This is a genomic window from Phenylobacterium sp. (assembly GCF_016793285.1).
Taxonomy (GTDB): Bacteria; Pseudomonadota; Alphaproteobacteria; order Caulobacterales; family Caulobacteraceae; genus Phenylobacterium.
On record NZ_JAEUMO010000024.1, the window covers coordinates 1 to 12800 of the forward strand.

Sequence of the window (12800 nt, forward strand, 5' to 3'; positions counted from 1 at the left end):
GCTCTGGTGCGACCTGATCTCGACCGAGATCGAGACCCTGCAGGCCGAGGCGATGCGGGCGATGGGCAGCGCGCCGTTCGTCGGCGCGCTGGAGGGCATCCTGCACATGGCCACGATCCGCGACCGCGCCGGCTACATGCAGGGCGTGGCCGACCGCGCGGCGATCCTGCGCCGCTGGCTGATGTTCCTGGAGGATTGTCCGGTGATCCTCACGCCGGTCACCGTGCGGCCGACGCCGGCGTTCGACGCCGACCTGAAGGGCGACGCGGCGGTGCGGGAGATCTTCTGGAACGACCTGCGCTTCGTGGGCGCGATCAGCGTGCTGGGGCTGCCGGTGGCGGTGACGCCGGCGGGGCTGGTCGACGGAAAGCCGGTCGGCGTCCAGTTGATCGGCTCCCGCTACCGCGAGGACGTGTGCCTCGACGCCGCGGCGGCCATCGAGGCTCGCGTCGGCGTCCTGGCGAAGACGCTGTGGGGGCGGTGAGGGTGACGTGCTCGGAAATGGCTGGACTGACCTAACGTCCGGGCGCTGAATCTTGCCCGAACGGCGGAAGCCGACCGCATCACGAGGAACGACCATGTCCGAAGCCTGGATCATCGACAGCGCCCGCACGCCCCGCGGCATCGGCAAGGTGGGCAAGGGCGCGCTGGCCGACCACCACCCGCAGCACCTGGGCGCGGCGGTCCTGGCGGCGCTCGCCGAGCGCAACAACCTGAAGACCGACGAAGTCGACGACATCATCTGGGGCTGCTCGTCGCAGCGCGGCAAGCAGGGCGGCGACATGGGCCGCATGGCCGCCCTCGACGCCGGCTACAACATCAAGGCCTCGGGCGTGACGCTGGACCGCTACTGCGGCTCGGGCATCACGGCGGTGAACCTGGCCGCCGCCCAGATCATGTCGGGCATGGAAGACCTGGTCATCGCCGGCGGCTGCGAGATGATGTCCTACACCGCCTCGTCGGCGCCCCCGCGCAATCCGGAAGACGGCCCGCCGCTGATGGACTCGGGCAACCTGCGCCTGCGCGCCAGGCACCCGCAGAGCCACCAGGGCGTCTGCGGCGACGCCATCGCCACGATGGAAGGCATCAGCCGCGAAGACCTCGACGCGCTGGCCCTCGTCAGCCAGCAGCGCGCCGCCAAGGCGATCGCCGAGGGTGCGTTCGACCGCGCCCTGGTGGCGGTGTTCCGTGAGGACGGGAGCCTGGCCCTCGACCACGAGGAATTCCCGCGTCCACAGACGACGGCCGAGGGCCTGGCGGCCCTGAAGCCGTCGTTCGAGGCCATGGCCAACGTGCCGCTCGACGACAAGGGCACCACCTTCGCCGGCCTCATCAACCAGAAGTACCCCGACCTGAAGATCAAGCACTTCCACCACGCCGGGAATTCCTCGGGCGTCGTGGACGGTTCGGGCGCGGTGCTGCTGGCCTCGCCGGAATACGCCCGCAAGAACGGCATGAAGCCCCGCGCCCGCGTGGTGGCCATGGCCAACGTCGGCGACTGCCCGACCCTGATGCTGAACGCCCCGGTTCCGGCGGCGCGCAAGGTGCTGGCCAAGGCCGGCCTGACCATCGACGACATCGACCTGTTCGAGATCAACGAGGCCTTCGCCGTCGTCGCCGAGAAGTTCATTCGCGACCTCAAGCTCGACCGCGAGAAGGTCAACGTGAACGGCGGCGCCATGGCGCTCGGCCATCCGATCGGCGCCACCGGCTCGATGCTGATCGGCACGATCGTCGACGAACTGGAACGCCGCGACCTCAAGCGCGGCCTGGTCACCATGTGCGCCGCGGGCGGCATGGCCCCGGCCATCATCGTCGAGCGCATGTGATGGAGCTGAGCCGCCAGCGCCGCTTCGTCACCCCGGCTCCGGAAGAGACGATCGAGGATCTGGCGGCCCGCGCCCTGCCCGACCAGCCGTTGCAGGCGGCGGTGGACAGCATCAAGAGCTGGAACCTGCACGTCTTCGCGATGCGCCGGCCGCCCGGCCTGATGCTGGGATCGGACGTGATCTTCGTGGAGCCGCCGCTCGCGCATGGGTGAGGACGCGCTGGAGGAGGCCGTCATCGTCGGCGCCGACATCGTCGCCGGCCATGACGGGACGGCCGAGTTGGTGGTGCGGCTGCTGCACCCGGACGGGTCGGAGCATCCGGTGCTGCTGGACGAGGACACGGGCCTGAAGCTGATGGAGGCCTGCGGGGCGTCGGGCCTCGAGGACCTCTACGGCCAGTCCTGGCGGCGGATCCTGCCGCAGGCCTGACCTTACTAAGAGCCCTCCTCCTCGATGGAGGAGGGTTGGGTGGTGGTGTAGCTGCGACGGCGCCGGCGTCGCGTTCGAGGCGAAAGCGCCAAATACGCTTCACCTCCGCGGCCCTGCGCACACCACCATCCCCGGCCCTTCCTCCATCGAGGAGGAAGGGAGGCATTGGGAATGAGGGAGATGGCGATGTTCGACGTGATCGTGCGTGGCGGGACAGTGGTCGACGGAACCGGCGCTCCGGGGTTCGCCGGCGACGTGGCGGTCAAGGACGGGCGCATCGCCGCCGTCGGCCAGGTCTCGGGCGAGGCGAAGCGCGTCGTGGATGCGCAGGGCCGCGTCGTGGCGCCCGGCTTCATCGACCCGCACACCCACTTCGACGTCCAGTTGCTGTGGGACGGGGCCGCCCGCCCCGCCCTGGAGCACGGGGTCACCTGCGTCGTGCCCGGCAACTGCTCGCTGTCGCTGGCGCCGCTCAAGGCCTCGGACCGCAAGGCCGTCGTCGGCATGTTCCAGCAGATCGAGGAGATGCCGCCCGAGGCCTTCACCACCGCCTTCGAGTGGACCTGGGAAGATTTCGCGGGCTACCGGTCGGCTCTGGAGAAGGGCCTGTCGATCAACGTGGCGCCGCTCGTGGGCCACAGCGTGATCCGGCTGTGGGTCATGGGCCCCGCCTCGCAGGAGCGCGCCGCGTTCCCCGACGAGATCGCCGCGATGCAGGCGCTGCTGCGCGAGTGCCTGGAGGCCGGGGCGGTCGGGCTCTCCACCAGCTTCGTGGACCTGGACGAGCACGGCAGGCCCGTGCCCAGCCGCTATGCCCAGTTCGAGGAGCTGGACGCGCTCTGCGCGGTGCTGGGCGAGTTCGGCCGGATGCTGCAGGTGGTGCCCGAGTTCTACGCCACCGACATCACCATCGCGCGGATCGACCAGCTCGCCGACCTGTCGATCCGGCACGACATCCCGACGACCTTCTCGCCCCTGTTCGACACGCTCGCCGTGCCCGACAACGCCGAGCGCGCCATCGCCCGCGTCGAGGAGCAGTTCGCCCGCGGCGCCCGCGTGTGGCCCCAGATGCAGACGCGGCCGATCGACATCAGCTTCAGCCTGTTGCGCCCCAGCCTCTTCTTCGCACGCCTGCCCCGCTGGGTGCGGATCCTGCGCCAGCCGCTGGAGCAGCGCGTCGCGGCGCTCAACGATCCTGACACCCGCGCCAAGATGCTGGCCGACCTCGGCTCCGACGGCGGCGAGGCGATGTTCGGCCGCCTGGTGGCCCGCGGCGGCGACGCGTGCCCGCCCGAGTATGTCGGCAAGACGCTGTCCGAGATCGCCGGGCTGCGCGGCCAGCCGGCCGGCCTGGCGCTGATCGAGCTTTCGCTTGAGAACGGCCTCGACGTCGCGTTCCTGTCGGCCGGCCAGGGCCACCAGTCGACCGACCGCATCGGCCCGATGCTGGCCCACCCGCTGGTTCACATCGGCGCCAGCGACGGTGGCGCGCACCTGGCGTCGTTCTCGACCTACGGCGACACCGGCTACCTGTTCTCGGAGTTCGTGCGCAAGGCGGGCGCGATGAGCCTAGAGAAGGCGGTCGCCAAGATCACCTCCGAGACGGCCGACATCTGGGGCCTGAAGGACCGCGGGCGCCTGGCGACCGGGCAGTGCGCCGACATCGTGGTCTTCGACCCCGATGCGATCGCCCGGGGCGACGAACTGCCGGCCTTCGACATGCCGGGCGACGGGATGCGTTACGTCCGCGCCGCCAGGGGCGTCGACACGGTGCTGGTCAACGGCGAGGTGGCCTACGCCGCGGGGGCCTACACCGACAGCCGCTCGGGCGTCGTCTGCGTCTGAAACGCCGCTCGCCGACGGGCGGCGGGAGGTAAATTCCACTCGCACGAGACGCGAATACTTACCAAGAAGTTAATGCGCCACGTTCCGGCCATGTAGTTCGGGCCGGACGGCCGTACTTTCGCCTAACATTATTGTGCAACTAGAGGAACTGACGCGACAAATTCTCTGTTGTAATATCATCGGCAGTGCAGAAAGCCGCTGTCTCCACAGCCAGGAACAAGCTTAACCGTAGAGACCGGGCTCCCCGATGTTCTCCACTGCCGCAACCTCGGATCCGGGCATCGCCCGGGAACTCAACAACGCCCGCAGCCGCCTGGCCGTCCAGGAGCGCGAGATCCAGGAACTGAACCACCGCGTCGCCAACAGCCTGCAACTGGCGGCCGACATGCTGGTGTTCGAGCAACTGAGGTCGCGCGACCCGCAGGCGACGGCCGCGCTGGAGGCCAGCCGGGCCCGCCTCGTCGCCATCGGCGAACTGCACCGTTACCTGCACGAGCACGCCGGCAAGGTCTCGGTCGAGCTGGCCCCGTTCCTGACCGGCCTCTGCCAGGCGATCGCCGCGTCGACGGGCCTCAGGTGCTCGGCGCAGGCCGACCTGACCGCCGTCTCCGGCGACATGGCCCAGCAACTCGGCATCGCCATCAACGAGTTCGCCATCAACGCCGCCAAGCACGCCTACGACGGCAAGCCCGGCGGCCGGCTCAGCGTAACGGCGCGGCGCGAGGGCTACGATCTGGTCCTCAGCGTCGCCGACGAGGGCAAGGGCCTGTCGGACGGCCTGCAGCGCGCCGGCATGGGCAGCGGCCTCGGCATGTCGATCGTGGCCGCCATCGTGCGCGACCTGAAGGGCGTGCTGACGGTCCAGAGCGACGCCGGCGTCTGCTTTACGATCCGCGCCCCGGTGGCCACGGGCGCCCCGCGCCTGGACCGTTCGTTCCAGGCCTGGGCGGAGTAGCCCGACTCGAGCCGGAACGTCCGTTCCCCGGCTTGTCCGGGCCAGGACGCCTTTATCGGCTCAGGGATCCAGGTCCGCCGCGTCGGGATACTGGCGCGAGAGCCGGTCGGAGGACGCCTGGAGCAGGCGGATCGCCTCGTCGACCTCTTCGCGCTGCTGCACCAACTGGGCCACGCGGCGCTTGTGGACCTTCAGCGCCTCGGCGTCCTGCGCCGGCAGGCCCTCCTCGTCGTAGGCGTCGAGGATGTCGCGGATCTCGGCGATCGAGAAGCCGACGCGGCGGCCGCGCATGATGAGCTGCAGCCGCGCGCGGTCCTTGTAGGAGTAGACCCGGGCCGTATCGCGCCGCGTCGGCGAGAGCAGGCCCTGCTCTTCGTAGAACCTGAGCGCCCGCGGCGTGGCGCCGAACTCGCGGCAGAGTTGGGTGATCGAATAGGTCCGGTACGGCGGACGACGCAGGTTCAGCAGCAACGACACCTTGTTTCCTCCCTCACAGCCCGAGCACGAGACGGGCGATGATGTCTCTCTGGATCTCGTTCGAGCCGCCGTAGATCGAAGCGGCGCGGTTGTTCAGATAGCGCGGCATGGCGACGAGGCCGGCCTCGGGCCCCACGGGCTCGACGTTCGAGCCGGCGAGCCGTGCGGCGGGCTGGTCGACGCCGGCATAGGGGCCGAGCGCGGCGACGGAGATCTCGTCCACCCGCTGCATGGCTTCCGTGCCGTTGATCTTCAGCATCGAAGACGCCGGCCCCGGGTTCCCGCCGCCGGCCAGCGCCGAGAGCACCCGGCGCTCCGAGACGTCGATGGCGGTGACCGCGATCTGCGCCTCCGCGATCCGGCGGCGATGCCAGCGGTCCTCGCCGTGGGCGGCCTCGGCGATACGTTCGGCCCGCTCCAGCCCCACTTGCAGGCCCGGCGCCGAGCCCCCGCCCCGCTCGAACTCGAGCAGGTACTTCGCGACCGTCCAGCCCTGGTTCTCCTGGCCCACGCGATTGGCCTTGGGCACGCGGACGTTGTCGAAGAAGACCTGGTTCACCTCATGCTCGCCGGCCAGCGTGATGATCGGCTTCACCTCGATGCCGGGCGAGTTCATCTCCAGCAGCAGGAAGGTGATCCCGGCCTGAGGCTTGCCCTCGGCGTTGGTGCGCACCAGGCAGAACATGCGGTTGGCGTGGTGGGCATGCGTCGTCCAGATCTTCGACCCGGAGAGAACGTAGTGATCTCCGTCGCTTACGGCCTTCAACTGAAGCGAGGCGAGATCCGAGCCGCTCCCCGGCTCGGAGTAGCCCTGGCACCAGTAGTCCTCGCCCGAGAGAATGCGCGGCAGGTAGTAGGCCTTCTGCTCGGGCGTGCCGTAACCCATGAGCACCGGGGCGACCATCTTGAGGCCCATGGGTGCGAGGCTCGGTGTCCCGGCCCGGGCGCACTCGGCGGCGAAGATGGCGCGCTGCACCTCGTTCCAGCCCGGCCCGCCGTACTCCCTGGGCCACGACGGCGCGGCCCAGCCCTTGGCGTTCAGGATCTTCTGCCAGGGCAGGCTGTGCTGGGGATCGCAGAAGACGGATGTCAGTCGCCGGCCGGCTTCGCGCAGCTCGGGCGTCAGGTTCGCGTCCAGGAAGGTCCGGACCTCGTCGCGGAAGGCCAGGTCCTCGGGGCTCAGTTCCAGATCCATCGGAGCCGGAGATTGGGGCGGGCCGGAACCTAAAACAAGTTCTGAAAATCGTTGTCCCAGCGGCAAGCCGCCACGGAAACCCGCAAAAAATCGAGATCGCGGCGTCTCGCCCCATGCGTCCTCGCCCAGAGAGCGAGTAGGGTTCAACGCGTGGGAGATTCTTAGCGGACGGGAGCGGGATGCGCCCGGGTTACTGGCGTGCGCGCCTGGCGGGCGCGGCGTTCATGCTCGTAATGGCGTGCGGCCCGGCCACGGCCGCGCCGGACGCGATGCTGCGCGCGCCTACGCCGAAGGAAGCGGCCGAGTGGAAGCAACTGGTGGCCGAAGCCGAGGCGGCCCGCGCGGCCGGCGACTGGAACAGGCTGGAGAAGGTCACCCGCCTTCGGGCCGCGCTAGAGAGCAGGACGTTCGGGCCCGAGGCGCCGACCACCGCCGCTTCGTGGTCGTGGATCGGCCAGGCGCTGGTGAAGCGCGGCCGCGACGCCGACGCCGAGCCGTACTTCAGGCGCGCGCTCGAGGCCTCGTGGAAGTCGCTGGGCGAGCGCGACCCGCAGACGCTGCTGGCGCTGGCCAACCTCGCGGGACTCTATGAGCGGCAGGGGCGGTTCGGCGACGCCGAACCGCTGCGCCGCCGGCTCCTGACCTACACGCGCGCGCTCTTCGGCGACAAGGGCCCCGAAGCGGCCGCCGCCGCCGTCGCCCTGGCCGACGCGCTGCGCGCCGAGATGAGGTCCGCCGAGGCCGAACCGCTCTACCGGCTGGCGGTCGACATCGACGGCCGGACCTTCGGCGACCGCGATCCGCGCCTCGCGCAGGACCTGGGCAGCCTGGGGGCGACGCTGGACGACCTGGGCCGCCACGCCGAGGCCGAGCCGATGTTGCGCCGGGCGCTGGCGCTGCGCCGCGCGGCCTTCGGCGAGCGGGACGCGGCCACGGCCCAGGCCTACGCCCGCGTCGCCGCCAACCTGGACGCGCAGGGCCGCCATGTGGAGGCCGAGCCGCTCTACCGCATGGCGCTGGCCACCGACCGCGACGTCCGCGGCGCGGCTCATCCGGCGACCGCCGCGGACACCGCAGACCTGGGCGCCAACCTGGCCGCCCAGGGACGCCACGGCGACGCCGAGCCGTTGCTGCGCCGGGCGCTCGACCTGCGGCGCAGGACGCTCGGCGAGAAGCACTTCGACACCGGCGTCAGCTATGCCGCCCTGGCCGACACGCTGGCGGCCCGGGGCAAGGCGCGCGAGGCCGAACGGCTGCACGGGAAGGCCCTGGCGATCGTCGTCGCCGCGCGCGGAGAGAAGACCCCGGCCGCCGCCGATGCGCACGCAGGTCTCGGCGCCGACCTGGCCGCCCGCGGTCGATACGCCGACGCCGAGCCCCATCTGGAGAAGGCGCTGGAACTCCGGCGCTCCGTGCTGGGCGAGCGTCATCCCGCCACCGCCAGGGCGCTGGATGCGCTGGCCGGCAACCAGCACCGGCTGTCCGCGAACGGCCGGGCCGAGACCTACGCCTCGCAGGCGATGGCGATCGTCCGCGCCCGCCGCAGCGCCGACCTGAGGGCGGCCGGGTCCGACCCGGACGCCGCCATCCGCCGCGCCCGGGCAGACGCCGAGGGCGGCCGTGGCGCCGAGCCGGTGTTCCGCCGCTACCTGCGCCTGGCCTGGCTGGCGGCGAAGGAGCGGCCCAACGAGTTCGGGCGGTTGCAGGACGCCGCCTTCACCGCCGCCCAGGACCTGGAGGTCTCGCCGGCGGCCCGGGCGCTCGCCCAGACCGCGGCCCGCGCCGCCGCCGGCCGCCAGACCGCCGCCGACGCCGCGCGGGTGCGCCAGGCCCTGGCGGGCCAGGTGCGCGAGATCGAAGGCCAGCTCATCGAGGCCCTGCCGCAGAACGACCCCGAGAAGGCCGCCCGCGTCGGAGCCGCGCTCGACGCGGTCGGGCGCGAACTCGCGGGCCTCGACGCCAGGCTCGCGAAGGACAACCCGCGCTACGCCGAGATCATCGCGCCCCAGGCGCTGACGCTCGCGCAGGCCCAGAAGCGGCTGCGCCCCGGCGAAGGGCTGCTGCTGATCGTGCCGCTGGGCGACGACGTCCATGTGTTCGCCGTCTCGAAGGCGCGCGTGGCCTGGAACCGCATCGCGGGCGGCCAGGCCAGCCTCGAGAAGCGGCTGAGGGCGCTCCGCTGCCAGGTGGACGACGAGTCCTGCGGCCGCATCGGTCCGCCCGGAAAGCTGCCGGCCTATGACGTGCAGACCGCCTACGGCGTCTACAAGGACCTCATCGCGCCCGTGGAGGGCGGCCTGCTGGGCGTGGACCGCCTGTTCGTGACGGCGTCCGGCTCTCTGGGCGGTGTCCCGCTGGGAGTGCTGCCCGTGTCGCTGCCGCCGCAGGACCGCGACGGCGCCGCGCTGGGGCCGGTGAACTGGCTCTCCGACCGCTATGCGCTGACCACCCTGCCCGCGATCGCGAGCCTGCGCGCCGGGCCGCCCAGCCGCAAGCCCGCGGGGCGGCGCTGGGCGTTCGTGGGGTTCGGCGACCCGGCGCTGAGCGGCCCGCAGCCCGCCGCGCGCCGCCTGGCCGATCCCAGGCAGATCGCCGCCGCCTTCGCGCCGCTGCCGGGCACGGCGGACGAGCTGAAGGCGATGGCGAGGACCCTCGGCGCGCCGCCGACGAGCCTCAAACTGGGGCCCAGGGCTACCGAGACCGCGATCAAGACCTCGACCGAACTGCCCCGCGCGGGCGTCGTCGCCTTCGCCACGCACGGGCTCCTCTCGCGGCAGATCCAGGGGCTCGACGAGCCGGGCCTCGTCCTGACACCGCCCGCCAGGGCCACGGCGCAGGACGACGGGGTGCTGACCGCCTCGGAGGCGGCCGCGCTCGACCTCTCCGCCGAGTGGGTGATCCTGTCGGCCTGCAACACCGCCGGCGCCGACGGCCAGCCGGGGTCGGACAGCCTGTCGGGCCTGGCCCGCGCCTTCCTCTACGCAGGCGCGCGGGCGCTGCTGGTCAGTCACTGGCGGGTCTTCGACGACTCCACGGCGGCATTGACCGTGCAGACGCTCGCGATCCAGCGCGCCGACCCCGCGCTCACCAAGGCCCAGGCGCTCCAGCGCGCGATGCGCGTGGTCCGCACCGGCCGCACGCTCGACGGCAAGCCGCTCGCCGGCTGGCGGCCCGAGTGGTCGCACCCCGCCTACTGGGCGCCGTTCGTCGTCATCGCGGCCGGCGACTAGCTAGGGCGATGCCGACGTCGGACCGACCCGGGCGCCGGAAAGCCTAGGCGGGCGGTCCGCGGCGTTGCTGTTGCTGACCCGGCGGCGGGACCGCCCGGGGCGGCAGGAAGATCTTGCGGAAGCTCAGGCGAACCACGCGGCCCAGCGGATCGACCAGGTCGGGCTGGTAGTTGATCGGCGTGGCGCCGGTCGCGTCCTTCACCGAGACGCGCTCGTCGAAGATGTTGTCGACCGACAGGCTGACGCGGGCGCCGCGCATCCAGGTGTGCTCGCGCGCCATGGGCTGCATGCCGAGGTCGGCGAACAGGCGCGCGTTGACGGTGGTGAGGTCCGAAAAGCGCAGGCCCGTGCCGCCGAAGGCGCTGTCCACGCTGCCACCTTCCTGCCAACGGGCGGTGAGCCGCGCGCCTAGGCCGTTGCGCGAGGCGCCGGCCTGCACGTCGATCTGATGCTCGGGGCTGATCGCGCCGCCGCTCAGGGTGTCGCCGTCGACGAGGTCGAGCACCGGCACGCCCGGGCGGATCAGCACCTCGTCCTTCATCCGCCAGGTGTGGAAGACGGCGAACTGCAGGTTGCCGCCGCCGAAGCCGCCCGGACCGCCGGGACCGCGGAAGCCCCCGCCCGGGCCGCCGCCCTGACCGCCGAAGCTGCGCGCTCCCTCGCCCGGCGGCGGACCGTCGGGCCGGGGGCCCTCGCCGGCCTGAGGACTGGCGCCGTCCGGCGCGCCCGGCGGCCGCTGGAAGCCGCCCGGGGGCGTGCGGGTATTGCGGATCGGCTTGGAGAGGTTGAAGCCCCAGCGCAGTTCGTCGCGGTCGTGCCGGTCGAAGTTCACCGGTCGCAGGTCGACCTGGGTCAGCCGCCCCGTGGCGTCGCGCACGAAGCGCTCGGGGAAGGCCGCCTCGATCTCTGTCGTCGCCGCCGGGAAGCCGGCGATCTCGTCCTTCAACCGGGTGCGCGTGTAGTCGATGCGCAGGACGAGGTCGGTGTCCTTGATCGGCTTCAGCGTGAGACCCAGCTTCGAGACCTGCCGGTTGCTGGCCGTCAGGAAGGGGTTGCCGCCGGAAATCTGCGTCACCTCGACAGTCTCGCCGCGGGTGAAGTCGAACACCCGCACGTCGGGGGTGGCGATCTCGGGCTCGCCGAGCTGCGAGACGGATGGGGCGCCGTCCTCGTCGGAGAACGAGGCGACGAGGCGGATCGCCTCGAAGGGCGAGTAGGTGAAGCCGCCGCCCAGCTTGGTCAGCGTGCCGAAGTCGGAGAGTTCGTCGACCTCGGCGTTGAAGTTGACCGACAGGGAGCCCAGCCCGCGGATCTTGCCGCGCGTGCGGCTCAGCAGGGGCGCATCGAAGTTGAGCTGCGCGCGCCCCGACTGGCGGTCGAGGTCGGTGTCGCGGGTGACGCCGCGGCGGAACGAGGTGCCGCTCAGGTCGTAGGTGTCGACGCCGACGGTGATCGCCGTGTTCACCGGGCCGGCCGGGAGCTGGAGCAGCGTCCCGTTCACCAGCGCCTCGAGTTCGGCCGAGGTGGTGGTCGATCGCGCGCGGTTGGGGGCCTGGAAGGCGCCGGCGGCGGTGTTGTACTCGACCTCGGTGATGGTTCGGGTCCGGTTCCGGTCGGCGTTGGCGGTCACGTTCCAGCGCCAGCCCGCGACGGCGCCGTTGAGCCCGCCGCCCAGGTGGGCCGAGGTGGCGTCGGTGAGCCGCTTCAGCGGGTCGATCCCGACGGCGGCCACGAAGGGGTCGCCCGACGGGCCGAGCCGCCCATCCGAGCCGGTGTTCTCGAAGCGCCCGTTGATGCTGCCCGACAGCCCCTCGCCGAAGGGCCGGGCGTAGACCCCGTTGACCGCCAGGCTGTCGCTCTGCGGCAGCAGGCTGCGGAGCGCGCCGTCCTGGCCGTCCGTGCGCAGCACGTCACGCTCGCTCTCCAGCAGGCTGCTGCTGTAGCCGGCCTTGACGTCAAGCTGGGTGCGCGTGTCGCCCTGCAGGCGCAGCAGGTTGGCGTCGGCTTCGAGGGTCGCCCGCCCGCCGGCGGTCGGGCCGCCCACGGTCGCTTCCACCGTCCGCGCGTTGAAGCGGCGGCGCAGGATGAAGTTCACCACCCGCTGGTCGGCGCGGTAGCCATAGCGCAGCGAGACCTCCTCCGAGAGGATCTCGGTGCGCACGATGGCCTCGGTCGGCAGGTCCCGGATCTCGGCGAAGCTCGATATGCGCATGCCGTTGATCAGGATGATCGGGCGTCCGCTGCCGCTGCCGCTGGCCAGTTGCGGCGCGAGCGCGTCCAGCAGTTCGCTGACCGAACTCACGCCGAGGGCCCGGATCTCGCGCTGGTCGAGGGTGATCTCGGGCACCGCTTCGCCGACCACCGAGCCGCGCAGCCGCGGCGTCCCGCCGGTGACCACCAGCTCCTCGACCTCGTAGCCTTCTTCTTCGTCAGTGTGCGTCGCCGAGGCGGCGCGTTGCGCGGGCGCGGGGGCCGCGCTCGCTGCGGGCGGCTGCTGCGCCCAGGCGGCCTGACCGCATGCCAGCGCCAGCGCCGAGCCGGCGAAAAACCATCGAACCATGCGGCGACCGAATCCCCATCTGTACGTCCCCGAGCCTGATCCTGCCGAAATGCGCTCGGGAGATTTCCGCTCCTCGACCGGATGTTTCACGTCTGGCACGCGAGCGGCGGCGGGAGCGCGCCGTCGTTGGCCGTCACGGCCGAAATGTCAAAGCTTTTTGCGACTCATTCGCAGAAATGGCGACGCTGGTGCGGGCGGCCGGGATCGAACCGGCATGGCCTTCCGGCCGACGGATTTTCGTACCACTTCGGCTTTCGCCGCCGCCGCGAGGGCGTTCGTG

At 71.7% G+C, this 12800-nt stretch carries 10 protein-coding genes; 7 read left to right on the forward strand and 3 right to left on the reverse strand.

The features are described from left to right. From JNL41_RS02910 to JNL41_RS02935, 6 genes are all read left to right on the forward strand, one after another. Positions 1 to 484 (forward strand): amidase family protein (locus JNL41_RS02910; protein WP_293472771.1); only part of this gene is annotated, 484 nt, incomplete at its 5' end. A gap of 94 nt (positions 485 to 578) precedes the next feature. Next, positions 579 to 1829: an acetyl-CoA C-acetyltransferase gene (locus JNL41_RS02915; RefSeq protein ID WP_293472772.1), complete on the forward strand. Its 1251-nt coding sequence runs from the start codon at positions 579 to 581 to the stop codon at positions 1827 to 1829. Then, entirely contained in the window at positions 1829 to 2041 is a 213-nt protein-coding gene (locus JNL41_RS02920) for a hypothetical protein (protein ID WP_293472773.1), read from the forward strand. Before JNL41_RS02915 ends, JNL41_RS02920 begins: the two co-directional genes overlap by 1 nt. Then, positions 2034 to 2258 (forward strand): hypothetical protein, encoded by a 225-nt coding sequence (locus tag JNL41_RS02925; RefSeq protein WP_293472774.1) that lies wholly within the window; start codon positions 2034 to 2036, stop codon positions 2256 to 2258. The genes JNL41_RS02920 and JNL41_RS02925 overlap by 8 nt, the downstream gene beginning before the upstream one ends. Before the next feature lie 186 nt (positions 2259 to 2444). Next, a complete protein-coding gene (locus tag JNL41_RS02930) occupies positions 2445 to 4103 on the forward strand; it encodes an amidohydrolase family protein (protein WP_293472775.1) in 1659 nt (552 codons plus the stop codon). Between the two features lie 247 nt (positions 4104 to 4350). Further along, complete coding sequence (locus JNL41_RS02935) at positions 4351 to 5058, forward strand: sensor histidine kinase (RefSeq protein ID WP_293472776.1); 708 nt, start codon at positions 4351 to 4353, stop codon at positions 5056 to 5058. Positions 5059 to 5118: 60 nt separating this feature from the next. Here the strand turns inward: JNL41_RS02935 and JNL41_RS02940 are convergent, their stop codons facing one another. Together JNL41_RS02940 and JNL41_RS02945 are read right to left on the reverse strand one after the other, a co-directional pair. Further along, positions 5119 to 5535, reverse strand: coding sequence for a MerR family DNA-binding transcriptional regulator (locus JNL41_RS02940; protein ID WP_293472777.1), 417 nt, complete (start codon positions 5533 to 5535; stop codon positions 5119 to 5121). A gap of 13 nt (positions 5536 to 5548) precedes the next feature. After that, positions 5549 to 6730 (reverse strand): acyl-CoA dehydrogenase family protein, encoded by a 1182-nt coding sequence (locus tag JNL41_RS02945; RefSeq protein WP_293472778.1) that lies wholly within the window; start codon positions 6728 to 6730, stop codon positions 5549 to 5551. Positions 6731 to 6909: 179 nt separating this feature from the next. On the opposite strand from JNL41_RS02945, the gene JNL41_RS02950 reads away from it, so the two are divergent. After that, positions 6910 to 9960, forward strand: coding sequence for a CHAT domain-containing tetratricopeptide repeat protein (locus tag JNL41_RS02950; protein ID WP_293472779.1), 3051 nt, complete (start codon positions 6910 to 6912; stop codon positions 9958 to 9960). Positions 9961 to 10003: 43 nt separating this feature from the next. Here the strand turns inward: JNL41_RS02950 and JNL41_RS02955 are convergent, their stop codons facing one another. Then, a complete protein-coding gene (locus JNL41_RS02955) occupies positions 10004 to 12520 on the reverse strand; it encodes a hypothetical protein (RefSeq protein WP_293472780.1) in 2517 nt (838 codons plus the stop codon). Positions 12521 to 12800: the final 280 nt, after the last annotated feature.

Bases quoted from the DNA above. Each gene is read 5' to 3' on its own strand.
- JNL41_RS02920 (WP_293472773.1), top strand. From the start codon at position 1,829: ATGGAGCTGAGCCGCCAGCGCCGCTTCGTCACCCCGGCTCCGGAAGAG.
- JNL41_RS02955 (WP_293472780.1), bottom strand. From the start codon at position 12,520: ATGGTTCGATGGTTTTTCGCCGGCTCGGCGCTGGCGCTGGCATGCGGT.
- JNL41_RS02915 (WP_293472772.1), top strand. From the start codon at position 579: ATGTCCGAAGCCTGGATCATCGACAGCGCCCGCACGCCCCGCGGCATC.
- JNL41_RS02925 (WP_293472774.1), top strand. From the start codon at position 2,034: ATGGGTGAGGACGCGCTGGAGGAGGCCGTCATCGTCGGCGCCGACATC.
- JNL41_RS02930 (WP_293472775.1), top strand. From the start codon at position 2,445: ATGTTCGACGTGATCGTGCGTGGCGGGACAGTGGTCGACGGAACCGGC.
- JNL41_RS02950 (WP_293472779.1), top strand. From the start codon at position 6,910: ATGCGCCCGGGTTACTGGCGTGCGCGCCTGGCGGGCGCGGCGTTCATG.
- JNL41_RS02935 (WP_293472776.1), top strand. From the start codon at position 4,351: ATGTTCTCCACTGCCGCAACCTCGGATCCGGGCATCGCCCGGGAACTC.
- JNL41_RS02945 (WP_293472778.1), bottom strand. From the start codon at position 6,730: ATGGATCTGGAACTGAGCCCCGAGGACCTGGCCTTCCGCGACGAGGTC.